Source organism: Hydrogenophaga sp. R2, assembly GCF_049843595.1.
Lineage (GTDB): Bacteria > Pseudomonadota > Gammaproteobacteria > Burkholderiales > Burkholderiaceae_C > Hydrogenophaga.
Genome location: NZ_JBBHZN010000001.1, coordinates 638908 through 663753, shown reverse-complemented (window position 1 = coordinate 663753; position 24846 = coordinate 638908). Strand labels below are relative to the sequence as shown.

At 68.5% G+C, this 24846-nt stretch carries 22 protein-coding genes; 11 read left to right on the top strand and 11 right to left on the bottom strand.

The genetic code is table 11. From position 1 onward, the window contains the following. Positions 1 to 95: 95 nt before the first annotated feature. From ilvC to WD026_RS03205, 3 genes are all read right to left on the bottom strand, one after another. Positions 96 to 1112, bottom strand: coding sequence for a ketol-acid reductoisomerase (gene ilvC / locus WD026_RS03215; RefSeq protein ID WP_425722207.1), 1017 nt, complete (start codon positions 1110 to 1112; stop codon positions 96 to 98). Between the two features lie 21 nt (positions 1113 to 1133). Then, positions 1134 to 1625 (bottom strand): acetolactate synthase small subunit, encoded by a 492-nt coding sequence (gene ilvN, locus WD026_RS03210; protein ID WP_086120809.1) that lies wholly within the window; start codon positions 1623 to 1625, stop codon positions 1134 to 1136. A 113-nt stretch (positions 1626 to 1738) separates the two neighbouring features. Then, complete coding sequence (locus WD026_RS03205) at positions 1739 to 3514, bottom strand: acetolactate synthase 3 catalytic subunit (RefSeq protein ID WP_425722206.1); 1776 nt, start codon at positions 3512 to 3514, stop codon at positions 1739 to 1741. 267 nt (positions 3515 to 3781) lie between these two features. Here WD026_RS03205 and WD026_RS03200 point away from each other — a divergent pair, with 267 nt between their 5' ends. Genes WD026_RS03200 through WD026_RS03190 form a run of 3 tightly spaced genes read left to right on the top strand, consistent with a single transcriptional unit; the run spans position 3782 to position 5356 of the window. Then, the gene (locus tag WD026_RS03200; protein ID WP_425722205.1) at positions 3782 to 4363 is read left to right on the top strand and encodes an RDD family protein; all 582 of its coding nucleotides are present in this window, start codon (positions 3782 to 3784) and stop codon (positions 4361 to 4363) included. Between the two features lie 4 nt (positions 4364 to 4367). Then, the gene (locus tag WD026_RS03195) at positions 4368 to 4772 is read left to right on the top strand and encodes a diacylglycerol kinase (protein WP_425722204.1); all 405 of its coding nucleotides are present in this window, start codon (positions 4368 to 4370) and stop codon (positions 4770 to 4772) included. Further along, positions 4769 to 5356, top strand: a complete 588-nt coding sequence (locus tag WD026_RS03190; protein ID WP_425722203.1) for a TIGR00730 family Rossman fold protein — start codon at positions 4769 to 4771, stop codon at positions 5354 to 5356. Before WD026_RS03195 ends, WD026_RS03190 begins: the two co-directional genes overlap by 4 nt. A 6-nt stretch (positions 5357 to 5362) precedes the next feature. On the opposite strand, the gene WD026_RS03185 is transcribed toward WD026_RS03190, so the two are convergent. Together WD026_RS03185 and WD026_RS03180 are read right to left on the bottom strand one after the other, a co-directional pair. Next, positions 5363 to 5701 carry a P-II family nitrogen regulator gene (locus tag WD026_RS03185; protein ID WP_425722202.1) on the bottom strand — a complete coding sequence of 113 codons (339 nt, stop codon included), beginning with the start codon at positions 5699 to 5701 and terminating at the stop codon, positions 5363 to 5365. A gap of 93 nt (positions 5702 to 5794) precedes the next feature. Next, positions 5795 to 7483 (bottom strand): NAD+ synthase, encoded by a 1689-nt coding sequence (locus tag WD026_RS03180; RefSeq protein ID WP_425722201.1) that lies wholly within the window; start codon positions 7481 to 7483, stop codon positions 5795 to 5797. A gap of 40 nt (positions 7484 to 7523) precedes the next feature. Between WD026_RS03180 and WD026_RS03175 the strand changes: the two genes are divergently transcribed. Next, positions 7524 to 8696 (top strand): GNAT family N-acetyltransferase, encoded by a 1173-nt coding sequence (locus WD026_RS03175; protein WP_425722200.1) that lies wholly within the window; start codon positions 7524 to 7526, stop codon positions 8694 to 8696. Between the two features lie 40 nt (positions 8697 to 8736). On the opposite strand, the gene ppa is transcribed toward WD026_RS03175, so the two are convergent. Beyond that, positions 8737 to 9276, bottom strand: coding sequence for an inorganic diphosphatase (gene ppa, locus WD026_RS03170; protein WP_425722199.1), 540 nt, complete (start codon positions 9274 to 9276; stop codon positions 8737 to 8739). Positions 9277 to 9508: 232 nt separating this feature from the next. Here ppa and WD026_RS03165 point away from each other — a divergent pair, with 232 nt between their 5' ends. The 5 genes from WD026_RS03165 (at position 9509) to glp (ending at position 15524) form a co-directional block, all read left to right on the top strand. Then, on the top strand, positions 9509 to 11569 hold the full coding sequence (locus WD026_RS03165; protein ID WP_425722198.1) for a sodium-translocating pyrophosphatase: 2061 nt from the start codon (positions 9509 to 9511) through the stop codon (positions 11567 to 11569). Between the two features lie 17 nt (positions 11570 to 11586). Further along, on the top strand, positions 11587 to 12426 hold the full coding sequence (locus WD026_RS03160) for a metal-dependent hydrolase (protein WP_425722197.1): 840 nt from the start codon (positions 11587 to 11589) through the stop codon (positions 12424 to 12426). A gap of 75 nt (positions 12427 to 12501) precedes the next feature. Beyond that, positions 12502 to 13617: a GTP 3',8-cyclase MoaA gene (moaA, locus tag WD026_RS03155; protein WP_425722196.1), complete on the top strand. Its 1116-nt coding sequence runs from the start codon at positions 12502 to 12504 to the stop codon at positions 13615 to 13617. Positions 13618 to 13628: 11 nt separating this feature from the next. Next, positions 13629 to 14249 (top strand): molybdenum cofactor guanylyltransferase MobA, encoded by a 621-nt coding sequence (gene mobA / locus WD026_RS03150; protein ID WP_425722195.1) that lies wholly within the window; start codon positions 13629 to 13631, stop codon positions 14247 to 14249. Positions 14250 to 14252: 3 nt separating this feature from the next. Next, positions 14253 to 15524, top strand: a complete 1272-nt coding sequence (gene glp / locus WD026_RS03145; RefSeq protein ID WP_425722194.1) for a gephyrin-like molybdotransferase Glp — start codon at positions 14253 to 14255, stop codon at positions 15522 to 15524. A gap of 18 nt (positions 15525 to 15542) precedes the next feature. On the opposite strand, the gene WD026_RS03140 is transcribed toward glp, so the two are convergent. The 4 genes from WD026_RS03140 to WD026_RS03125 all read right to left on the bottom strand — a co-directional run bounded on the left by WD026_RS03140 (position 15543) and on the right by WD026_RS03125 (position 21212). Next, positions 15543 to 18617 (bottom strand): efflux RND transporter permease subunit, encoded by a 3075-nt coding sequence (locus WD026_RS03140; protein ID WP_425722193.1) that lies wholly within the window; start codon positions 18615 to 18617, stop codon positions 15543 to 15545. Between the two features lie 21 nt (positions 18618 to 18638). Continuing rightward, complete coding sequence (locus WD026_RS03135; RefSeq protein WP_425722192.1) at positions 18639 to 19820, bottom strand: efflux RND transporter periplasmic adaptor subunit; 1182 nt, start codon at positions 19818 to 19820, stop codon at positions 18639 to 18641. 145 nt (positions 19821 to 19965) lie between these two features. Further along, positions 19966 to 20400: a ribonuclease HI gene (gene rnhA, locus WD026_RS03130; RefSeq protein ID WP_425722191.1), complete on the bottom strand. Its 435-nt coding sequence runs from the start codon at positions 20398 to 20400 to the stop codon at positions 19966 to 19968. Between the two features lie 41 nt (positions 20401 to 20441). Beyond that, positions 20442 to 21212 (bottom strand): class I SAM-dependent methyltransferase, encoded by a 771-nt coding sequence (locus WD026_RS03125; protein ID WP_425722190.1) that lies wholly within the window; start codon positions 21210 to 21212, stop codon positions 20442 to 20444. A 101-nt stretch (positions 21213 to 21313) separates the two neighbouring features. Here WD026_RS03125 and gloB point away from each other — a divergent pair, with 101 nt between their 5' ends. After that, complete coding sequence (gene gloB / locus WD026_RS03120; protein ID WP_425722189.1) at positions 21314 to 22084, top strand: hydroxyacylglutathione hydrolase; 771 nt, start codon at positions 21314 to 21316, stop codon at positions 22082 to 22084. A gap of 50 nt (positions 22085 to 22134) precedes the next feature. Next, positions 22135 to 23661 carry a transglycosylase SLT domain-containing protein gene (locus tag WD026_RS03115; protein WP_425723194.1) on the top strand — a complete coding sequence of 509 codons (1527 nt, stop codon included), beginning with the start codon at positions 22135 to 22137 and terminating at the stop codon, positions 23659 to 23661. A 24-nt stretch (positions 23662 to 23685) separates the two neighbouring features. Here WD026_RS03115 and WD026_RS03110 read toward each other — a convergent pair whose 3' ends face one another. Beyond that, positions 23686 to 24657, bottom strand: coding sequence for an ABC transporter substrate-binding protein (locus WD026_RS03110; RefSeq protein WP_425722188.1), 972 nt, complete (start codon positions 24655 to 24657; stop codon positions 23686 to 23688). Between the last annotated feature and the right edge of the window lie 189 nt (positions 24658 to 24846).

The window sequence follows — 24846 nt, the reverse complement described above, 5'->3', positions numbered from 1 at the left end:
GGCGGCCGCGGAAGGCGCAGTGTACGGCAGTGGCGCCGCATCAACGACAAAGGGCCACCGAAGTGGCCCTTTGCGCGGGACGGGTGCGAGCCCGATCAGTTGCGGGTCTGGTCGACCAGCTTGTTCTTGGCGATCCAGGGCATCATGGCGCGCAGCTGGGCACCCACCACCTCGATCTGGTGATCGGCGGTGTTGCGGCGGCGGGCCGTCATGCTGGGGTAGCCGGTGCGGCCTTCCAGGATGAACATCTTGGCGTAGTCGCCGTTCTGGATGCGCTTGAGCGCGTTGCGCATGGCCTTGCGCGACTCTTCGTTGATGACCTCGGGGCCGGTCACGTACTCGCCGAACTCCGCGTTGTTGGAGATCGAGTAGTTCATGTTGGCAATGCCGCCTTCGTAGATCAGGTCGACGATGAGCTTGAGCTCGTGCAGGCACTCGAAGTAGGCCATCTCGGGGGCGTAGCCGGCCTCGACCAGGGTCTCGTAACCCATCTTGATCAGCTCGACGGCGCCACCGCACAGCACGGCCTGCTCGCCGAACAGGTCGGTCTCGGTCTCTTCCTTGAAGTTGGTCTCGATGATGCCGGCCTTGCCGCCACCGTTGGCCATGGCGTAGCTCAGGGCCAGGTCACGGGCCTTGCCGGACTTGTCCTGGTGCACGGCCACCAGGTGGGGCACGCCGCCGCCCTGGGTGTAGGTGTTGCGCACGGTGTGGCCGGGGGCCTTGGGGGCCACCATCCAGACGTCCAGATCGGCGCGCGGCACGACCTGGTTGTAGTGAACGTTGAAGCCGTGGGCGAACGCCAGCGAGGCGCCCTGCTTGATGTTCGGCTCGACGTTGTTGCGGTAGACCTCGGCGATCTGCTCGTCGGGCAGCAGGATCATGACCACGTCGGCGGCCTTGACCGCGTCGTTCACTTCCATCACGGTCAGACCGGCCTTGCCGACCTTGTCCCAGGAGGCGCCGCCCTTGCGCAGGCCGACCACCACCTTCACGCCGCTGTCGTTGAGGTTCTGCGCGTGTGCATGGCCCTGGCTGCCGTAGCCGATGATGGCCACCGTCTTGCCCTTGATCAGGCTCAGGTCACAGTCCTTGTCGTAGAAAACTTTCATGGTTGCTCCGTTGGAATGAAATTAAACGCGCAGGATTCTCTCACCGCGGCCGATGCCGCTGGCACCGGTGCGGACCGTCTCGAGGATGGCGGTTCGGTCGATGGCTTCCAGGAAGGCGTCGTTCTTGCTCTGGTCGCCGGTGAGTTCGATGGTGTAGCTCTTCTCGGTCACGTCGATGATGCGGCCACGGAAGATGTCGGCCATGCGCTTCATCTCCTCGCGTTCCTTGCCCACCGCACGCACCTTCACCATCATGAGCTCGCGCTCGGTGTAGGCACCTTCGGTGAGGTCGACCACCTTGACCACCTCGATGAGGCGGTTGAGGTGCTTGGTGATCTGTTCGATGACGTCGTCCGACCCGGTGGTCTGGATGGTCATGCGGGAGAGGCTGGGGTCTTCGGTGGGGGCCACCGTCAGCGACTCGATGTTGTAGCCACGGGCCGAGAACAGGCCCACGACGCGTGAGAGTGCACCGGGCTCGTTCTCGAGCAGCACGGCAATGATGTGCTTCATGCGAAGTTTCCTCTTTTCGCCGCCCTCCCCCGCGCACGGTAATGCGCGGGCTTGGCGGGCAATAGATTCGACTGGAGGGAATGGGCCGGCGCCTGCCGGCCCGCGAGGGGTGATTACAGGTCTTCCGAACCCAGCAGCATCTCGGTGATGCCCTTGCCGGCCTGCACCATCGGGAACACGTTCTCCGACGGGTCGGTGCGGAAGTCCATGAACACGGTGCGGTCCTTGAGCTTGCGGGCCTCGCGCAGGGCGGGCTCCACATCCTGCGGACGCTCGATCAGCATGCCCACGTGGCCATAGGCCTCGGCCAGCTTCACGAAGTTCGGCAGCGCATCCATGTAGCTGTGGCTGTAGCGGCCGGAGTACTCGATCTCCTGCCACTGGCGCACCATGCCCAGGTAGCGGTTGTTCAGCGAGATCACCTTGATCGGGGTGTTGTACTGCAGGCAGGTGGAGAGTTCCTGGATGCACATCTGCACCGAACCTTCACCGGTGATGCAGTACACCTCGCTCTCGGGCTTGGCCAGCTTGATGCCCATGGCGTACGGAATGCCCACGCCCATGGTGCCCAGACCACCGGAGTTGATCCAGCGGCGCGGCTCGTTGAACTTGTAGAACTGGGCCGCCCACATCTGGTGCTGGCCGACGTCGGACGTGATGTAGGTGTCGACGTCCTTGGTCATGTTCCACAGGGTCTCGACCACGTACTGCGGCTTGATGACGTCCTTGTTGCCGCGGTCGTACTTCAGGCAGTCGCGCGAGCGCCAGCCTTCGATGGTCTTCCACCAGTCGGCCATCGCCTTCTCGTCGGCGCGGGTGGTGGTCTCGCGGACCATGTGGATCAGCTCGGTGAGCACGTCCTTCACGTCGCCCACGATCGGCACGTCCACCTTCACCCGCTTGGAGATGCTGGAGGGGTCGATGTCGATGTGGATGATCTTGCGTTCGTTCTGCGCGAAGTGCTTGGGGTTGCCGATCACGCGGTCGTCGAAGCGCGCGCCCACGGCCAGCAGCACGTCGCAGTTCTGCATGGCGTTGTTGGCTTCAATGGTGCCGTGCATGCCCAGCATGCCCAGGAAGCGGCGGTCGGTGGCCGGGAAGGCGCCCAGACCCATCAGGGTGTTGGTGACCGGGTAGTTCAGCAGGTCGACCAGGGTGCGCAGCTCGGCCGTGGCATCGCCCAGCAGCACGCCGCCGCCGGTGTAGATGTAGGGGCGCTTGGCGTTGAGCAGCAGCTGCAGCGCCTTGCGGATCTGGCCACCGTGGCCCTTGCGCACCGGGTTGTAGGAGCGCATTTCCACCGTCTCGGGGTAGCCGGCGTAGGGGGTCTTGTTGAAGGACACGTCCTTGGGGATGTCCACCACCACCGGGCCGGGACGGCCGCTGCGGGCGATGTGGAAGGCCTTCTTCATCACGTCGGCCATCTGGCGCACGTCCTTCACCAGGAAGTTGTGCTTGACGATGGGACGGGTGATGCCGACGGTGTCGCACTCCTGGAAGGCGTCCAGGCCGATGGCGGCCGTGGGCACCTGCCCGGTGATGATCACCATGGGGATGCTGTCCATGTAGGCCGTGGCGATGCCGGTGATGGCATTGGTCACGCCGGGGCCGGAGGTGACCAGGGCCACGCCCACGTCACCGGTGGCGCGGGCATAGCCGTCGGCGGCGTGCACGGCGGCCTGTTCGTGGCGCACCAGCACGTGCTGGATGGTGTCCTGCTTGTAGAACGCGTCGTAGATGTGCAGCACCGCGCCGCCGGGATAGCCCCAGACGTACTTCACGTTCTCGGCCTGAAGGGCCTTGACGAGGATTTCTGCACCACGGAGTTCGGGGATGGCTGCGCCGGATGCGGCGGCCGCCGAAGCGAGTTCGGCCTTGGAGATTTCCATGATCAACCTTTCGAGAATTTCTCTGACGAAAAACCTTGGGTGCCCCTCCACCCACCCTTGTGGGGCGGTATCGGGACTTGAGACCCATGGCCATGAGCGGACACATACCCCGCCGGACCCGGATCCGTTTGCCTTGTTTTGAATTGCAACGCGCATTATCGCACCGCAACACGGGCGGTTTTCACCGCACCCCGGCCGGAACAGCCCGGAAAGCCGCCGTTTTCATGCCGGATGCGACAATTCCGGTTTTTCCGGACCCCTGCATCCATGTCGGCCGACACCGCGTCTTCCCCCTCCCCTTCGCCTGCCCAGCCCGTGTCGCTGCAGGCCCCCTCGCTCAAACGCCGGATGGCCTGCTGGCTCTACGAAGGCACCCTGTTGTTCGGCGTGATTTTCCTGGTCGGGGTGCTGTTCACCACCAGCTACGCGCTGTCATCGTTCGTTGATGCGGGCAATGCACTGGACAACCGTTATCTGCTGCAAGCCCTGGTGTTCGTGGCGTTCGGCATCTACTTCGGCTGGTTCTGGGCCAAGGGCCAGACACTGGCCATGAAGACCTGGCACATCCGCGTGGTCGACCGACACGGCAACGCCTTGACGCAGGGCCGTGCGCTCTGGCGCTATGTGCTGTCGTGGGTGTGGCTGCTGCCGCCACTGGCCGTGGGGGGCATCATGCACCTCCCGGGGCCGCAGTTGACGGTGCTGTTCGTGGGCTGGGTCGTGATCTGGGCGCTGCTCTCACGCTTTCATGTCCAGGGGCAGTTCCTGCACGACGCACTGGCGGGCACTCGCCTGATCCACTTCAAGCCGGTGGAAGACCCCAACAAGCCACGGCGCTGGTGGAGTTGAAACCATGAACCAGCAACCCGATCGGGAAGCCGTCAACGCGCAGAAGCTGCGCACGGGTCTGTCTCGCATGCAGCATGCCTTCGGCTACTCCCTGGCCGGCCTGCGCTCCGGCTGGGGCGAGACCGCGTTCCGCCAGGAAATCATCGCCGCCATCGTCCTGGTGCCGGCCGCCTTCTGGCTCGGACAGACCTGGGTGGAAACCGCCCTGCTGGCGGGCTCGGTCATGCTGGTGCTGATGGTCGAACTGCTCAACACCGGCATCGAATCGGCCATCGATCGCATCGGCCCGGAATGGCACGACCTGTCCAAGCGGGCCAAGGACATGGGCAGCGCGGCCGTGTTGCTGAGCCTGTTGCTGTGCCTGGGCATCTGGGGCGCGGCCATCTGGTCACGCTGGGGTGGCGCATGAGCGAGCCGGCCTTCTCGCTGTGTGTGTACTGCGGTTCCCGGCCGGGCACCGACCCGGCGTTTGCACAGGTCGCCGCCGACACCGGCGCCTGGATCGGCCGCCACGGCGGGCGCCTGGTGTACGGGGGCGGACGCAACGGGCTGATGGGCATCGTGGCCGACGCCACGCTGGCCCATGGCGGTCAGGTGCTGGGCATCATCCCGCACGCCCTGGTGGAACGCGAATGGGCGCACACCGCCTGCACCGAGCTGGTGGTGGTGGACACCATGCACGAACGCAAGCGGCTGATGGCGGACAACGCCGATGCCTTCGTGGCGCTGCCGGGCGGCATCGGCACCTTTGAAGAACTGTTCGAGGTGTGGGCCTGGCGGCAGCTGGGCTACCACGACAAACCCATCGGCCTGCTCAACACCGCCGGCTACTACGACGCGCTGAACCGCTTCCTGCAGCAGGGCGTGCAGGCGGGCTTCATGAGTGCCGAACAGATGGCCCTGGTGCAGGTGGATGCCGACCCTGGCCGGCTGCTGCCGGCGCTGGTGCAGGACAGCGGCCTGGCGCCGCGCTTTCGCACCGAACTGATCTGAACCGCGTCAGACCGCGGATTCGTCCTGTTCGCCGGTGCGGATGCGCACCACGCGCTCGACCGAGGTGACGAAGATCTTGCCGTCGCCGATCTTGCCGGTGCGCGCAGCGCGGATGACGGCGTCCACGCAGCGGTCCACGTCGCCGTCGTTGACCACCACCTCCACCTTCACCTTGGGCAGGAAGTCCACCACGTACTCGGCGCCGCGGTAGAGCTCGGTGTGGCCCTTCTGGCGGCCGAAACCCTTGACCTCGGTCACCGTCAGGCCGGTCACACCCTGTTCGGCCAGTGCTTCGCGCACTTCTTCGAGCTTGAAGGGTTTGATGACGGCGGTGATCTGCTTCATGCGGGGGCTCCGGTTCGGTCTCGGGAAAGTGTCAAAAATGTATCACGCACCCATCACCGCCGCAGGCGGGTCGGGCAGTGGCACCGCAGGCCGTCAGGCGCGCCAGCGGCTGGTGATGGGGTAGCGCCAGTCCTTGCCGAAGCTGCGGTGCGTCACGCGGATGCCCACCGGCGCCTGGCGGCGCTTGTACTCGTTGATGCGGATGAGCCGCACCACCTTGTCCACATCGGCCTGGGCAAAGCCCTCGGCCACGATGCTGCCGGGGCTGCGGTCGTTCTCCATGTAGCGCTCGATGATGGCGTCCAGCACCTCGTAAGGGGGCAGGCTGTCCTGGTCCACCTGGTCGGGCCGCAGCTCGGCGCTCGGCGGGCGGGTGATGATGCGCTCGGGAATGGGGTTGGCGCCGGTGCCATACGGGTCGTGGGCATTGCGCCAGCGCGCCAGGCGGAACACCGCCGTCTTGGCCACGTCCTTGATGACCGCAAAGCCGCCGGCCATGTCGCCGTAGAGCGTGCAGTAGCCGGTGGCCATCTCGCTCTTGTTGCCGGTGGTCAGCACGATGCTGCCGAACTTGTTGGACAGGGCCATGAGCAGCGTGCCGCGGATGCGGGCCTGCAGGTTCTCCTCGGTGGTGTCCTCGGGCCGGCCTTCGAACAAGGGCAGCAGTGACGCCTTGAAAGCCTCGAACTCGGGTGCGATGGCGATCTCGTCGTAGCGCACGCCCATGCGGGCGGCCATGTCACGGGCGTCGATCCAGGAGATGTCGGCGGTGTAGGGCGAGGGCATCATGACCGCCCGCACGCGGTCGGGCCCCAGCGCATCCACCGCAATGGCCAGCACCAGGGCGGAATCGATGCCGCCCGACAGACCCAGCAGCGCGCCCGGAAAACCGTTCTTGCCGATGTAGTCGCGCACGCCCAGCACCAGGGCGTGCCAGAGATCGGCCTCGGCGCTGTGGGCGCGGTCGGTGTCGGCCGTGATCTGCCAGCCCGCTTCCGTGCGCTCGAAGCGCATGTCGAAGGCCGCCTCCTCGAAGCTCACCGCCCGGCCGGCCAGCGCCCCGGCCGCATCCAGCACGAAGCTGCGGCCTTCAAAGACGATCTCGTCCTGCCCGCCCACCAGGTGGGCATAGATCAGCGGCAGGCCGGTGGACGCCGCGCGCTGGCGCATGGTGTCTTCGCGCTCGCCCCCCTTGCCGGCATGGAACGGGGAGGCATTGATGACGGCCAGCACCTCGGCGCCGGCGGCCTTGCAGTCGGCGGCGGGGGCTTCGAACCAGGCGTCCTCGCAGATCAGCAATCCCACCTTGACCGTGCGGCCGGCGGCATCGGGCACCGCGAACACGCAGGCTTCATGCCCCGGCACGAAGTAGCGGCGCTCGTCGAACACCTGGTAGTTGGGCAGTTCGCGCTTGGCATGGCGGGCCACGACCCGGCCTTCGCTGATGACGCTGGCGGCGTTGTACAGGCCGGCCACGGCCACGCTGCGGCCACGCAGGGCCATGTCGGTCTGGCGGGCCGGATGTCCCACCACCAGGTGCAGGCCTTTGAGGTGGGCGGTGCCGCGCACGATCTCGTTCAGGGCATGATCACAGGCATCGATGAAGGCGGGCCGCAGGAACAGGTCTTCGGCCGCGTAGCCGCACAACGCCAGCTCCGGCGTCAGCAGCAGCTGCACCCCGCGCGCATGGGCCTGCACCGCCGCGTCGATGATGCGCCGGGCATTGCCGGCCATGTCGCCCACCACGAAGTTGAGCTGGGCCACGGAAACGGAAAACGTCATGGAGCAGAAGTGAAAACAGGTGGTCGTTGGGGGCAGGCGCGTGGCTGAAAACGATTATGTCACCCGGGTCTCGCAGTCCCTGGCCGACATCGGCATGTCCCGCTGGGACGATCTGCTGGCCCGGCAGCCCGAGCCGTCGCCCTTCCTGAGGTCGGCCTATCTGGACGCCCTGCACGCCAGCGGCAGTGCCGTGGGGGAGACCGGCTGGACCCCGCAGTACCTGAGCCTGTGGCGGGGCGACGAGCTGGTGGCGGCCTGCCCGCTCTACCTCAAGCAGCACTCGTACGGCGAATACGTGTTCGACTGGTCCTGGGCGCAGGCGCACGAGCAGCACGGCATCCGCTACTACCCCAAGGGTCTGGTGGCCGTGCCCTTCACGCCGGTGCCCGGCCCACGCCTGCTGGCCCGGGACGACGCCGCCCGGGCGGCCCTGGTGCGTGCGCTGGTGGCCCAGGTGCGGAACTGGCGGCTGTCCTCGCTGCACCTGCTGTTCCTCACACCCCAGGATGTGGCGGCCTGCGAAGCCGCCGGCCTGATGCTGCGCCACACGGTGCAGTTCCACTGGCAGAACCAGGGCCCGGACGGGCAGCTTTGGGCGGACTTCGACCAGTTTCTCGGCTCACTGCAGCAGGAAAAACGCAAGAAGATCCGCCAGGAGCGGCGCAAGGTGTTTGAGGCCGGCGTCACATTCCGCCATGCCGAGGGTGCCGCCATCAGCGCGGCCGACTGGGACTTCTTCCACCGCTGCTACCAGCAGACCTACTACGAGCACGGCAACGCGCCCTACCTGCAGCCCGGCTTCTTCGACCGCATGCAGCGCGACATGGCGGCGAACTGGCTGCTGTTCATCGCCGAGCGCGACGGCCGGCCCATCGCCAGCAGCCTGATCGGCATCGACCGGTCGCAGGGCGTGGCTTGTGGCCGCTACTGGGGGGCACTGGAGCGGGTGGACTGCCTGCACTTCGAGGCCTGCTACTACCAGCCGCTGGAATGGTGCCTGGCCCAGGGCTTCCGGCGCTTTGAAGGCGGCGCCCAGGGCGAGCACAAGATGGCGCGCGCCCTGCTGCCGGTGCGCACCACCAGCGCCCACTGGCTGGCCCATCCGGCCTTTGCCGACGCGGTGGACCGTTTCCTGGACCGCGAGGGCCAGGGCATCGATCAATACCTGGAGCACCTGCAGGCCCGCAGCCCGCTGCGCCGCGAGGCCCCATGAAAAACGGGGGCCGAAGCCCCCGCTGTGTGATCCGGCCGGATCAGGCCTGGTTGGCCTTCTCGTAGTTGGCGATGCCGTCCAGGATCTCCTTGTGGGCGGCGTCCTTGCCCTCCCAACCCAGCACCTTGACCCACTTGCCCGGCTCCAGGTCCTTGTAGTGCTCGAAGAAGTGCTGGATGGTCTTCAGGCGCATCGGGTTCAGGTCTTCGGGTTTCTGCCACTGGGTGTAGATGGACAGGATCTTGTCCACCGGCACGGCCAGCACCTTGCCGTCTTCGCCGGCCTCGTCCTGCATCTTCAGGATGCCGATGGCACGGCAGGGCACGACCACGCCAGGGATCAGGGGCACCGGGGTGATGACCAGCACGTCCACCGGGTCGCCGTCGCCGGCAATGGTCTTGGGCACGTAGCCGTAGTTGGTGGGGTAGTGCATCGCGGTGCTCATGAAGCGGTCCACGAAGATCGCGCCGGTTTCCTTGTCCACCTCGTACTTGATCGGATCGGCGTTCATCGGGATTTCGATGATCACGTTGAACGCTTCGGGGACTTTGCTGCCGGGGGTGACGTTGTCGAGAGCCATGATGGGTCTGTGATGGTTGTGAAAAACGGTCGGGATTTACCCTGATTTTACTGATCCGGACCTGACGCCCCCGGTGGCAAGCGAGCGCAATGCCGCTAAATTGCAGGCGTTGGCCAATCGCCCTGCCCCGCTGCACCGCAGCGAAGGTACCGAGCGAGGAAGCAACGCAGCGGGGGCAGCCCCGGAGGCGTTGCCCCCTCCAAGTCGTACAAAACAGAGCAGGAGTAACTTCATGGTTGGACAAAGTGCGCTGGTGTTTGCGCTGGTGTGTGGCCTGATCGCCGTGGTCTACGGGTTCTGGTCGCGCAGCTGGATCCTCTCCCAGGACGCGGGCAATGCCCGCATGCAGGAAATCGCAGGGGCCATCCAGACCGGGGCGGCCGCCTACCTCGCCCGTCAGTACAAGACCATCGGCCTGGTGGGCGTGGTGCTGGCCATCCTCATCGGCGTGTTCCTGGACGGCCCCTCGGCCGTGGGCTTCGTGCTGGGCGCGGTGCTCTCGGGCGCCTGCGGCTTCATCGGCATGAACATCTCGGTGCGGGCCAACGTGCGCACCGCACAGGCCGCCACCAAGGGCATCGGCCCGGCGCTCGACGTGGCCTTCCGCGGCGGCGCCATCACCGGCATGCTGGTGGTGGGCCTGGGCCTGCTGGGGGTGGCCGGCTTCTTCTGGTTCCTGGTGGGCAACGGCAACACCAACGCCACCTCCAACCTGGCCAAGATGCTCAACCCGCTGATCGGCTTTGCCTTCGGCTCCTCGCTGATCTCGATCTTTGCGCGCCTGGGTGGCGGCATCTTCACCAAGGGCGCCGACGTGGGCGCCGACCTGGTGGGCAAGGTGGAGGCCGGCATTCCGGAAGACGACCCGCGCAACCCGGCCGTGATCGCCGACAACGTGGGTGACAACGTGGGCGACTGCGCCGGCATGGCCGCCGACCTGTTCGAGACCTATGCCGTCACGCTGATCGCCACCATGGTGCTGGGCGCCCTGATGGTGGCGGCCGCCCCGATGCAGGCGGTGCTCTACCCGCTGGTGCTGGGGGGCGTGTCCATCATTGCCTCCATCATCGGCTGCTTCTTCGTCAAGGCCAGCCCGGGCATGAAGAACGTGATGCCGGCGCTCTACAAGGGCCTGGCGATTGCCGGCGTGCTCTCGCTGATCGCGTTCTGGTTCGTGACCGCCTGGATCATTCCGGACAACGCCCTGGGTGCCGCCGGCAGCCAGCTCAAGCTGTTCGGCGCCTGCGCCGTGGGCCTGGTGCTGACCGCCGCCCTGGTGTGGATCACCGAGTTCTACACCGGCACGCAGTACAGCCCGGTCAAGCACATCGCCCAGGCTTCCACCACCGGCCACGGCACCAACATCATTGCCGGCCTGGGTGTCTCCATGCGCTCCACCGCCTGGCCGGTGCTGTTCGTGTGCGCCGCCATCGTGGCGGCCTATGCGCTGGCCGGCCTGTACGGCATTGCCGTGGCCGCCACGTCCATGCTGAGCATGGCCGGCATCGTGGTCGCGCTGGACGCCTACGGCCCCATCACCGACAACGCCGGCGGCATTGCCGAGATGGCCGAGCTGCCCAGCAGCGTGCGCGACATCACCGACCCGCTGGACGCCGTGGGCAACACCACCAAGGCCGTCACCAAGGGCTATGCCATCGGCTCGGCCGGCCTGGCCTCGCTGGTGCTGTTCGCCGACTACACCCACAAGCTCGAAACCTACGGCGCCAAGGTCAGCTTCGACCTGAGCGACCCGATGGTCATCATCGGCCTGTTCATCGGCGGCATGATCCCCTACCTGTTCGGGGCCATGGCCATGGAGGCCGTGGGCCGTGCGGCCGGCTCGGTGGTGGTGGAGGTGCGCCGCCAGTTCAAGGAGATCGCCGGCATCATGGAAGGCACGGCCAAGCCCGAGTACGGCCGCGCCGTGGACATGCTGACCAGCGCGGCCATCAAGGAAATGATCGTCCCCAGCCTGCTGCCGGTGGTGGTGCCCATCCTCGTGGGCGTGTTCCTGGGTCCCAAGGCCCTGGGCGGCCTGCTCATGGGCACCATCGTGACGGGTCTGTTCGTGGCGATCTCCATGTGCACCGGCGGCGGTGCCTGGGACAATGCCAAGAAGTACATCGAAGACGGCCACCACGGCGGCAAGGGTTCGGAGGCGCACAAGGCCGCCGTCACCGGCGACACCGTGGGCGATCCCTACAAGGACACCGCCGGCCCGGCCGTGAACCCGCTGATCAAGATCATCAACATCGTGGCCCTGCTGATCGTGCCGCTGCTGCCCCTGACCTGACCCGTGTTGCCCGCCCCATGACCCAGCTCACCGTCCGCCGACTGCTCATCGACCTGGAAGCCCCGGTGCCGCGCCACTGGTGCGGCGGCGACGCCTTCCTCACCGCCTGGTTCAACGCCCTGTCGATGAGCTTTCCGGTGGGCGAGCAGTTCTTTCTGGACAGCGTGCGCCGGGGCTTCAAGGCCCTGCCGCCTGAGCAGCAGGCGCGGTGGGACGCGGAGGTCAAGGGCTTCGTGGGCCAGGAGGCCACGCACCGGCGCATCCACGCCCTGTTCAATGCCCACCTGGAGCGGCAGGGGCTGGTCAATGGCTGGGAGGGCCGCATCACGGCCCGCCTGGCGCCGCTGGAGCAGGCCGACCCGCGCCACGCGCTGGCCATCACCGCGGCCAACGAGCACTTCACCGCGCTCTTTGCCGACTGGCTGCTGGCCCGGCCGCAGGTGCTGGCCGGGGCCGAGCCCCGGCTGCAGACCCTGTGGCTGTGGCACAGCGCCGAAGAGTCGGAGCACAAGTGCACCGCCTTCGACCTGTACCAGGCCCTGGGCGGCAGCCACGCCTGGCGGGTGACCTGGATGCGGCGGGTGGCGTTGCTGTTCATGCTCGACGTGCTGCGCCAGACCGCCGCCAACCTGCGGCGCGACGGCACGCTGTGGCGCTGGAGCACCTGGCGCAGCGGCCTGCGCCACCTGCTGGGGCGCGACGGCCTGCTGCGGGTGAGCTTTGCCCCGTGGAAGGCCTACTTCCGGCCCGACTTCCATCCCGCCCAGCACCACAACGAGCTGTCCGAGCGCTGGCTGCAGGACCACGCCGATGTGCTGGCTCCGGTGGGTACAGCCAGCGTCGCGCCCGCGACCTGAGACCCCGCTGCCGCCGGGGGCGCCCGCCCTGCGGCGACCGCATGCCCCAGGGGGCATGTCGGATAATCGTCGGCTATGTCCGAACGCGTCATTCCCCTGATCGACCAACGCCTGCGCAACACCGCGGTGCGCATCCCCGACCGGCCGATCGCCGCCACCGGCCTGCTGGGCGACCAGCTGGGCCGCCCGCTGCGAGACCTGCGCATCAGCGTGACCGACCGATGCAATTTCCGCTGCAGTTACTGCATGCCCAAGGAAATCTTCGACAAGGACTACGCCTACCTGCCGCACAGCAGCCTGCTGACCTTCGAGGAGATCACCCGGGTGGCGCGCCAGTTCGTGGCCCACGGCGTGCAGAAGCTGCGCCTGACCGGGGGCGAGCCGCTGCTGCGCAAGAACCTGGAAATCCTGATCGGCCAGCTCGCCGCCCTGCGCACGCCCGAAGGCCAGCCGCTGGACATCACCCTCACCACCAACGGCTCGCTGCTGGCCCGCAAGGCCAAGGCACTGAAGGACGCCGGCCTGCAGCGCGTGACCGTGAGCCTGGACGGCCTGGATGATGCGGTCTTCCGCGCCATGAACGATGTGGACTTTCCGGTGGCCGATGTGCTGGAAGGCATCGAAGCGGCCCGCGCGGCCGGCCTGGGCCCGATCAAGGTCAACATGGTGGTCAAGCGCGGCACCAACGACGACCAGATCCTGCCCATGGCGCGCCACTTCAAGGGCAGCGGCATCGTGCTGCGCTTCATCGAATACATGGACGTGGGTGCCACCAACGGCTGGCGCATGGACGAGGTGCTGCCCAGTGCCGAGGTGGTGCAGCGCATCCATGCCGAGCTGCCGCTGGTGCAGCTGGACCCGTCGGCCCCGGGCGAGACGGCCGAACGCTGGGGCTATGCCGACGGCTCGGGCGAGATCGGCGTGATCAGCAGCGTCACTCAGGCCTTCTGCGGCGACTGCAACCGCGCCCGCCTGTCCACCGAAGGCCAGCTCTACCTGTGCCTGTTCGCCACCCAGGGCCACGACCTGCGCCCCCTCATCCGCGGCGGCGCCAGCGACGACGAGCTGGCCAGCGCCATTGCCGCCATCTGGCAAGGGCGCGACGACCGTTATTCCCAACTCCGCGCCACCCTGCCGCCCGACGCCACCCAGGGCCAGCGGCGGGTGGAGATGTCCTACATCGGCGGCTGAACTTCACACCCATGATCGAACAGAACCAGATCACCGGCATGGTGCTGGCCGGCGGGCGCGGCTCCCGCATGGGCGGCACCGACAAGGGCCTGCAGAACTTCAACGGCACGCCGCTGGCGCTGCACGCGCTGCTGCGCCTGCAGATGCAGGACGGCGGCCTGGTCGGCGACCAGATGATCAATGCCAACCGCAACCTGGCGGCCTACGAGGCCTTCGGCGTGCCGGTCTGGCCCGACGGCATCAGCGACTTTCCCGGCCCGCTGGGCGGCTTCCTGACCGGGCTGGAGCGCTGCGAGACGCCCTACCTGCTCACGGTGCCTTGCGACGTACCGCGTTTTCCGCTCGACCTGGCACGCCGGCTGGCCGCCGCCTTCGACGACCCGGCCACCGAGATCGCCATGGTGTCCGCCCCCGAAGACGGCCAGCTGCGCACCCAGCCGGTGTTCTGTCTCATGCGCATCGAGCTGCTGGAAAGCCTGACGCTGTTCACCCAGGCCGGCGGCCGCAAGATCGACGCCTGGACCGCGCAGCACCGCACCGTGGAGGTGCCGTTCAACCAGCCCGGTGACGACCCGAGCGCCTTCCGCAATGCCAACACCCTGGCCGAACTGCACGCGCTGGAGCGCTCCTGAGCCATGAAGACCATCGAGCAGATCGCCGCCGAGCTGCAGGGCTACGACCCGCAGGCCCTGAGCGCGGCGCAGGTGAACGATTTCCTGGCCCGGCTGGTGACGCCGGTGACCGGCACCGAGGATGTGGGCGTGTTCGATGCCCTGGGCCGGGTGCTGGCCGACGACGTGATCTCCCCCATCAGCGTGCCGCCGCACGACAACTCCGCCATGGACGGCTTCGCCTTCGATGGCGGCCAGCTGGGTGACGCACCGCTGAGCCTGCAGGTGGTGGGCACGGCGTTGGCCGGCAAGGCCTGGGCCGGCAGCGTGGCGCCGGGTCAGTGCGTGAAGATCATGACCGGCGCCATCATGCCGGCCGGCCTGGACACGGTGGTGCCGCTGGAGTTCGTGAAGGTCGAGGGCGACCGGATAACGCTGCCGCCCGGCATCCTGAAGGCCGGCGACAACCGCCGCTTCAAGGGCGAAGACCTGATGGAAGGCCGCCCTGCCCTGCGCCGTGGCCAGACGCTGGGCCCGGCCGCGCTCGGCCTGATCGCCAGCCTGGGGCTGCCCACGGTCAAGGTGATGCGGCGCATCCAGGTGGCCTACTTCTCCACCGGCGACGAAATCCTCAGCCTGGGCGAGGCCCCGCGCGAAGGTGCGGTGTACGACAGCAACCGCTACACGGTGTACGGCCTGCTGCGCCGCATGGGCATCGACGTGATCGACATGGGCGTGGTGGGCGACGACCCCGCCAGCCTGGAGGCCGCCTTCCGCCAGGCCGCCGGGCAGGCCGACGCCATCATCACCAGCGGCGGCGTGAGCATGGGCGAGGCCGACCACACCAAGGCGCTGATGAAGCAGCTGGGCGACGTGGCCTTCTGGCGCATCGCCATGCGCCCGGGCCGGCCCATGGCGGTGGGCCGCATGGCCGATGGGCGCCGGCCGGTCCTGTTCGGGTTGCCCGGCAACCCGGTGGCCGTCATGGTGACCTTCCTTGCTTTTGTGCGTCCGGCCCTGCAGCAGCTCATGGGCGCCGAGGTCAGCCAGCCCGTGCTGCTGCAGGCGCGCAGCGGCGAGGCCATGCGCAAGAAGCCGGGCCGCACCGAGTACCAGCGCGGCACCGTCACCCGCGAGGCCGACGGCACGCTGGTGGCCCGCACCACCGGCAACCAGGGATCGGGCGTGCTGAGCTCGATGGTGCAGGCCAACGGCCTGATCGTGCTGCGGCACGACCAGGGCAACGTGGCCGTGGGCGACACCGTCGAGGTGATGGTGTTCGACGGCGCCATCTGACGCCGCCGACCTTTCACGTCACTTGGCCGGGATGAAGCCGGCGTCGGACGCCGGCGGCTGCGGCTGGTGCGCCTTGTCGCGCGAGAGCAGCGTGTACATGGTGGGCACCACGAAGACGGTAAGCAGCGTGCCCAGCGACATGCCGCCCACGATCACCCAGCCGATCTGCTGACGGCTCTCGGCACCGGCACCGGTGGCCAGGGCCAGCGGAATGGCGCCCAGCACCATGGCGCCGGTGGTCATGAGGATGGGGCGCAGGCGCATGGCGGCGGCGCGGCGCACCGCCTCGACACGTTCCACGCCTTCCTCGCGCAGCTGGTTGGCAAATTCCACGATCAGGATGCCGTGCTTGGTGATCAGGCCCACCAGCGTGATGAGCCCGATCTGGCTGAACACATTGAGCGTGCCTCCCGCCAGCTTGAGCGCCAGCAACGCCCCCAGCATGGACAGCGGCACGCTGAGCATGATGATGAAGGGGTCCACGAAGCTCTCGAACTGGGCCGCCAGCACCAGGTAGATGAAGACCAGCGACAGCACGAAGACCAGCGCCAGCGAGCCCGAGGCGCTGCGGAATTCACGGCTCTGGCCGTTGAGGTCGGTGGTGTAGCCCGCAGGCAGGATCTCGGCCGAGATCTGGTCCAGGTAGGCCAGCGCCTCGCCCAGCGAGTAGTCGGGCGACAGGTTGGAGGTGATGGTGGCGCTGCGGCGCTGGGCAAAGTGGTTGAGCTCGCGCGGCACCACCACCTCGGAGGTCTTGACCAGCGAGGCCAGCGGGATCATGGCGTCGCCCCGGCCCCGCACGAACAGGCGGTCGATGTCCTCGGGCGTGGTGCGGCTGGCAGACACGGTCTGCACCACCACGTCGTATTGCTCGCCGTCGCGCTTGTAGCGGGTGACGGTGCGGCCGCCCAGCATGGTCTCCACCGTGCGGGCGATGGCGTCCACGCTCACGCCCATGTCGGCGGCGCGTTCGCGGTCCACGTCCAGGCGGATCTCGGGCTTGTTCAGGCGCAGGTCGGTGTCCACCTGCACGAAGCCCGGGTTCTGGGCCAGCCTGTCCTGGAACTGCCGCACCACGCCAGAGAGGTTCTCGTACGAGTCGTTGGTGATGATGACGAAGTTGACCGGGCGCTCGCGAAAGCCCTGGCCCAGCGAGGGCGGCGTGATCGGGAAGGCGCTGATGCCCGGCAGGGCCGCCACCTTGGGCGAAAGGTCGCGGGCGATCTCCATGGTGGTGCGGGTGCGGTCTTCCCAGGCGGCGCCGCGCATGATCACGCTGCCCTGGGCCACCGACGGATTGCCCACGATGGTGAAGATGCGGTCGAACTCCGGGTAGGTCTGGGCCATGCCCTCGATGGCCTGGGCGTACTTCTGGGTGTAGGCCAGCGTGGCGCCATCGGGTCCGTTGATGGAGGCCAGCACCACGCCCCGGTCTTCCATGGGCGAGAGCTCCTGCCGGGTGGACTGCAGCAGCAGCCAGCTGCCGGCGGCACTGACCAGCATGATGGCCACCATCAGCCAGCGCACCTTGAGCGTGGCGCCCAGCAGGCGCTCGTAGCCGTCGCTCAGGCGGGTGAGCTGGCGCTCCATGTAGCGGTCGAAACGGCCCGGCTTGGGGTTGTGCCTGAGCAGCTTGGAGCACAGCATGGGCGAGAGCGTGAGCGCCACGAAGCCCGAGACGATCACCGCGCCGGCCAGCGCCAGCGCGAACTCGGCAAACAGCTTGCCGGTGCGGCCCGGCGTGAACATGAGGGGCGCGTACACGGCGGCGAGCGTCAGCGTCATGGCCACCACCGCAAAGCCGATCTCCCTGGAACCCTTGATCGCGGCCTCGAACGGCTTCATGCCGTCCTCGATGTGGCGGTAGATGTTCTCCAGCACCACGATGGCGTCGTCCACCACCAGGCCGATGGCCAGCACCAGCGCCAGCAGCGTGAGCGTGTTGATGGAAAAGCCGAACAGCGCCATCAGCGCGAAGGCGCCGATCAGGCTGACCGGAATGGTCACCAGCGGAATGATGGACGCCCGCAGCGTGCGCAGGAACACGAAGATGACCAGGGCCACCAGCACCACGGCTTCGGCGATGGTGGTGTAGACCGCCTTGATGGAACGGTCGATGAAGATGGAGTTGTCGTTGGCCACCTCCACCTTCACCGTGTCGGGCAGGTCCTCGCGGATCTGCGGCAGCATGGCCTGCACCGCCGCCGACAGGTCCAGCGGGTTGGCCGTGGCCTGGCGGATCACGCCGAGCGAGATGCCTTCGCGGCCGTTGTAGCGCACCGTGGTGCGTTCGTCCTGCGGGGCCTGCTCCACCCGGGCCACGTCGCCGATGCGGATGGTCTGGCCGTTGACGGTGCGGATGGGAATGCCGGCGAACTGCGCAGGGGTCTGCAGGTCGGTGGCGGCGGTCACGTTGAACTCGCGCTGCTGGCTCTCGATGCGGCCGGCCGGCACTTCCAGGTTGGAGCGGCGCAGCGCGTCTTCGGCGTCCTGCACCGTCAGGTTGTAGGCGGCCAGGCGATCCGGGTCGAGCCAGATGCGCATGGAGTAGCGGCGCTCGCCGAAGATGCGCACGTCGGCCGCGCCGGGCGCCGTCTGCAGGCGCGGCTTGGCGATGCGGTTGGCCAGGTCGCTGAGCTCCAGCGCCGGCATGGATTCGGAGGTGAGGGCCAGCCAGATCACCGGCGAGGCATCGGCCTCGACCTTGGCAATGACCGGTTCGTCCACTTCCTCGGGCAGGCGCTGGCGCACGCGGCTGACCTTGTCGCGCACATCGGCGGCGGCCGAGTCGGGGTCGCGGCTGAGCTTGAAGCGCACCGTGATCTGGCTCTGCTCCTGGCGGCTGATGGAGGTGATGATGTCCACCCCCTCGATGCCGGCCAGGGAGTCTTCGAGCACCTTGGTGACCTGGGTCTCGATGACCTCGCTGGACGCACCGCCGAAGGTGGTGGTGACGGTGACGGTGGGCTCGTCGATGTTGGGGTACTCGCGCACCGTGAGGCCCTTGAAGGCCACCATGCCCACCAGCAGCACCAGCAGGGACAGCACGGTGGCAAACACCGGGCGGCGGACGGATATTTCAGGCAGCTGCATGCGTGTGCTCCGGGTTCGGCGTCAGCGGGCGGGTGCGGACGCCGGCGCGGTGGTCGCCGCATTGGCCACGGCCTTGGCCATGTCGACCACCTTCACCACCGTGCCGTCGCGCTGCAGGCGCTGCTGACCGGCCACCACCACGGTCTCGTTGCCCTGCAGGCCCTTGACGATCTGCACCTCGGCGCCCCGGCGCACGCCGGTCTGCACCTCGATGCGGCGCGAGACACGCTTGCGCGCATCGCCCTCGCCCTGCTCGTCCAGCACGTACACGAACTGCCGCCCTGCCTGCGGCACCAGCGCCTCCTCGGGCACCACCATGGCGGTGTCGTCCACCGAGAACACGGTCAGCACGCGGGCGAACATGCCGGGGCGCAGCTCCTTGCGCGGGTCGGCCGGCATGGTGGCGCGCACCGCGATCGAGCGGCCGTTGGCGTCCAGCAGCGGGTCCACCGCCAGCACCTTGGCTTCCCAGCTGCGGCCGGGCAGCGCATCGAGCTGCACCTGCACCGCCAGACCCGGCGCGATGCGGGTCTGGTAGCGCTCGGGCAGGCGGAAGTCCACGGTCAGCACCGAGGTGTCTTCCAGGTTGACCAGGTCCTGGCCTTCCTGCACGTACTGACCCAGGTTGATGCTGCGCAGGCCCACGGTGCCGTCAAAGGGCGCGGTGATGCGCATGCGCTGCTGGCGGGCCTGGGCCAGGGTCACCTGGGCCTGGGCCACCTGCAGGGCGGCACGGCTTTCGTCCAGCACGCGCTGGGCCACGAAGTTCTGCGCCACCAGTTCCTGGTTGCGGTTGAAGTTGGCCTGGGCGATGGAGAGCTGGGCCTGCGCCTGGCTGAGCTCGGCCGCCTGCAGCGTGTCGTCCAGCTGCACCAGCAGCTGACCGCGCCGCACCTGGGCGCCGTCGGCAAACGCGATGCGCTGTACCCGGCCGGCCACCTCGGGCTTGAGGGTCACGCTCTGGCGCGAGCGCAGCGTGCCCACGGCCTGGGCGTCGTCCTGCAGCCGCGCACGGCGCACGCTGGTCACCTCCACGCTGGGGGGGCCTGCCGGCGCACGGGCGCCGGGTGCGGCGGCACCACCGGCAGCAGCAGCAGCAGCCGGGCCGGTGGCCGGTGTGCGGTGCTGCCACCACCACGCGGCGCCGGACGCCACACCGATGCCGGCCACAGCGACCAGCACATGAATCAGTTTTTTGGCCATGGTGTCCCGTCAATGGGGGATAGGGGGACCCGCGCCAGCGGCACGCGCTGCGGGGTCATCGGGCAATGTAGCAGTCCAGAGCGGATGGGCAGGCACGAAGTTCCCACGACCCCGCAGGCTGGTCGGGGTCGTGCGGCGCCGGGGATCAGCCCGGCACGCCCCGGTTGGCCAGCGCGTCGGCGCGCTCGTTGCCCGGGTCGCCGGCATGGCCCTTGACCCAGTGCCATTCGATCTGGTGCGGACCGTTGTGCACCAGCTGGTCCAGGCGCTGCCACAGCTCGGCGTTCTTCACCGGCTGTTTGGCGGCCGTGACCCAGCCTTTCTTCTTCCACCCGTGAATCCACTCGGTGATGCCTTTGCGCACGTATTCGCTGTCGAGGAAGAGCGATACCCGGCACGGGCGCTTGAGCGCCGCCAGTGCCTCGATCACCGCTGTGAGTTCCATGCGGTTGTTGGTGGTGCTGCGTTCGCCGCCCCACAGTTCCTTTTCGTGTCCGTCGGACTTCAGGTAGACGCCCCAGCCGCCCGGGCCGGGATTGCCCTTGCAGGCGCCGTCGGTGTAGATCACCACATGGTTCAAGAGAGGATGCTCCAGGAATGTGAAGGAAAGATAAACAGGCCTCAGTGCCGGCTGGTCACCGGCACCGGTGCCGCCGCCCGCGCCCGCCGTGGCTTCCAGGCCGGGCCCAGCACGCGCATGCCGCGCACCCGCTTGACCGCCACCGCAAAGTAGACCGCCCCGAAGACCGGCCACCAGCGGGCGCCGGCCCGGTCCATCCAGGCCATGCGCTGCAGCCATTTTTCGGTGCGCACCGCCGGCCGGTAGCAGCCATAACGGTCGGACTCGATCTCGAAGCTCAGCAGGCGCAGCCAGTCGCGCAGGCGCCAGGGACCGATGAACTCGCCGGCATCGGGCAGGTACAGGCCGCTGCCGTCGTCCATGCCGGTGCGCTCCCACAACCGGGCCCGGCCCTGGCGGAAGCCCCACCAGCTGGCCGGGTTGAAGCCGCTGATGACCACGCGGCCCTCGGGCACCAGCACGCGCTCGACCTCGCGCAGCACATGGTGCGGGTCCGCACTGAGCTCCAGCGTGTGCGGCAGCACCAGCAGGTCCAGGCTGGCGGCCGGGAACGGCAGGGCCGCGGCATCGGTGACCAGGGCCACCGAGCGGGCCTGCGCCGCCGCGGGCTCGAGCGGCTCGGGCAGGGCCAGCCAGCGGTGCGGCATGCGGTTGCTGCGCAGCGCATCGAGTTCCGGCAGGCCCAGCTGCAGCGCGTTGAATCCGAACAGGTCGGCCACCGCCAGGTCGAACTGCGCCTGCTCCCAGGCCAGCAGGTACTGGCCGGGGGGCGTGGCGAACCACTCGGTCAACCCTATAATTTTTTCGGTCATGGCGCAGGGGATGGACCCAGGGCGGTTGCCCTCTGCGACACTGCAGAAGGGTGTCCGCCCGGACAGCCCCGCACTCTACACGGCCCCAGGCCTCGCACGGCATGCAGCTTCATCCCCTACCCGCCTTCTCCGACAACTACATCTGGATCCTGCACGACGGCCAGCGCGCCCTGGCCGTGGACCCCGGCGAATCCGCCGGGCTGCTGCAATGGCTGGCACAGCACCGCATCCAGCTCGACACCATCCTCATCACCCACCACCATGCCGACCACACCGGCGGCGTGGCCGAGCTGCGCGAAGCCACCGGCGCCCGCGTCATCGGACCGGCCTTCGAGACCATGCCCGAGCCGCTGCAACGGGTGTCCGGCGGCGAGTCGGTCGAAGCCCTGGGCATCCGCTTCGAGGTGATCGACGTGCCGGGCCACACCGCCGGCCACATTGCCTTCTTCGCGCCCGATGCCCCCGGCGGCCCGCTGGTGTTCTGCGGTGACACGCTGTTCTCCGGCGGCTGCGGCCGCCTGTTCGAAGGCACCCCGGCGCAGATGCACGAATCGCTCTCGGCCCTGGCCGCGCTGCCGGGCAGCACCCGCGTGTGCTGCACCCACGAGTACACGCTGTCCAACCTGCGTTTTGCCGTGGCCGTGGAGCCCGACAACGCCGACCTGCTGGGCTACCAGTCGCGCTGCGAGCAGCTGCGGGCGCAGAACGTGCCCACCCTGCCCAGCTCCATCGAACTGGAGCGGCGCATCAATCCCTTCCTGCGCACCGGCGTGCCCGGCGTGGCCGCGGCCGCCCGGCGCCATGCCCCCGACACCGGCACGGATGCCGTGTCGGTGCTGGCCGCCCTGCGCGAATGGAAGAACGTCTTCTGATGCGGGCCGCCACCCGCCTTCAACGCGGCCTGGGCGTGGCCCTGGCCTTCATGGCCCTGCTGGTGGCCGGCTGCGCGTCGGTGCCCGCAGACAGCAGCACCGCACCGGCATCCACCAGCCCGCGTGCCGCCAGCGGCATGCAGCCGGTGGTGCCCAGCGGTCCCCTGAGCCAGATCGGCACCGCCAGCACCCCCGGCATCGGCGTGGCCAGCCTGGCCGCACCGGTCGATCTGTGGGAACGCATCCGCCGGGGCCTGTCCATGCCCGACCTGGACAACGATCTGGTGCGCGACCACGAACGCTGGTACCTGAGCCGGCCAGACTACATCCAGCGCATGACCGAGCGCTCCAGCCGCTACCTGTTCCACATCGTCGAGGAGATCGAGCGGCGCAACCTGCCCATGGAGCTGGCCCTGCTGCCCTTCATCGAGAGCGCCTTCAATCCGCAGGCGGTGTCCTCGGCCCGCGCGGCCGGCATGTGGCAGTTCATGCCCGCCACCGGCGCCTCGTTCGACCTCAAGCAGAACGTGTTCCGCGACGACCGCCGCGACGTGCTGGCCTCCACCCGCGCCGCGCTGGACTACCTGCAGCAGCTGCACGCCCGCTTCGGCGACTGGCACCTGGCCCTGGCCGCCTACAACTGGGGGCAAGGCAACGTCAACCGGGCCATCACCCGCAACACACGGGCCGGCCTGCCGGCCAGCTACATCGACCTCAACATGCCGGCAGAGACGCGCAACTATGTGCCCAAGCTGCAGGCGGTGAAGAACATCGTGGCGCGGCCCCAGGCCTTCGGCGCCACCCTGCCCGCCATCGGCAACCACCCGTTCTTCGACACGGTCACCATCGAGCGCGACATGGACGTGGCCGTGATCGCCCGCCTGGCCGGCATCAGCGAGGCCGACTTCCGCGCCCTCAACCCCTCGCTCAAGCAGCCGGTGGTCATGGCCGCCGGCACGCCCACCGTGCTGCTGCCCTGGGACAACGCGGTCATCTTCCAGCAGAACCTGGCCCGCCACGACGGCCCGCTGGCCACCTGGACCGCCTGGGTCGTGCCCAGCACCATGTCGGTCTCGGCGGCCGCCAGCAAGCTGGGCATGAGCGAGTCGGAGCTGCGTTCGGTCAACAACATTCCGCCGCGCATGCAGGTGCGGGCCGGCTCCAGCCTGCTGGTGCACCGCACCGGCGCGCGCGACCGCGACGTGCCCGAGCATGTGGCCGACAACGCCATGCTGGCCCTGCAGCCCGACGTGGTGCTGCGCCGCACCACGGTGAAGGCCCGCAAGGGCGAGACGGTGGCCAGCCTGGCGCGCCGCTACAAGGTGTCGGCGTCCAGCGTGGCCGAGTGGAACAAGCTGTCGGCCGGCGCCCCGCTCAAGGCCGGCCAGAGCATCACCCTGATGCTGCCCCAGCGTGCGGCCGCCACGCAGAGCGCCTCCACCCGCAAGCAGGCGGCCACGCGCACCGCACGCAGCCAGGCCAAGGGCAAGACCACCACCGCCAGCCGCAAGGCCGCACCCGCCCGCAAGACGGCCAGCACCAGCAGCCGCACCCGGGTGGCCACCGGCAAGCCCTGAGCAAGCCCAGAACGCGGCCGGGCCTCAGGCCCGGAAACGCAGCTTGGACTTGCGGGCGAAGTCGTTGGTGTAGCTGCGCTGCAGCTCACCCACCTCGGGCAGCGGCACCTCGTCCCCCATGGCCATGGCGCGCAGCGCCGTGAGCGGCCCCTCGGCGGGCATCAGGCCGTCGGGCGTCCAGCTCTCGCGCATGCGCTCGAAGGCGGCCAGATAGAGGGCCCGGTCGCCCTGGAAGTGCGATTCGGGCACGGCGCGGATGATGTCGGTCACGCCGGCGGTCTGCAGCCACTTCAGGGCATGCACCATGGCATCGGCCGCCGCCTGGCACAGGCGCGGGAACTGGGCAATGAAATCGATCGGGGCCCCCAGACAGACCGAGGGCATGGGCCCGCCGAACACATCGGTGGAGCCGCGCAGCGTGCGGGTGTCGGCCACCACGCGCAGCTCGCCCAGCAGCTCCAGCTGGGTGATCACCGGGTCCGAGAAACTGATGGCGTCCACCGCCCCGTTGCGGAACGCCTGCACCGCCGCGAACGGGTTGGCCAGGGCCACCAGCTCGACCTGACCCAGGTCGAGCCCGGCTTTTTCGAACACGCGCCGCGCCACCGCCTTGCCGGCCGCCTGGCCGGCCTGCACGCCGATGCGCTTGCCGGCCAGATCGATCACCTCGCGGTAGGCCGGCATGGTCTTGCGCGACACGCCCAGCACGATCTGCGGCGTGCGCGACTGCAGCACGAAGGAGCGCAGGCGGGAAGCCGTGAGCAGCTGGCTGAAAGGGCCGCACACCAGGTGGGAGGCCTGGGTCTGCACCGCCCGCAGGGCGCTGCCCGGCTCGATGAGGTCACGCACTTCCACGTTCAGGCCTTCGGCCTCGAAGAAGCCCAGGCGCTGGGCCACAGTGAGCGGCAGGTAAGCCAGCGCGCCGCGCTGTTCCACCGCAATGACCAGCCGGGTGGTGGTCAGGCGCGGGGCAGTCTGCGCGCGCGCAGGGACCATCCCGGCACCGAGCGCCAGCCCGGCGCCCAGCCTGATCCACCGACGACGATCGCAGTTGTTCACTGCTGCCTCCCGGCCGCTGCCAAGAGCAGCCTGTACCCCACCTACCGTAGCCGTGGGGCCGGGGCACCGCATCGGGACCAATCCCGAGCGGGAAACTACCGAGCCGGCCGGCCCGGAAGGAGCATC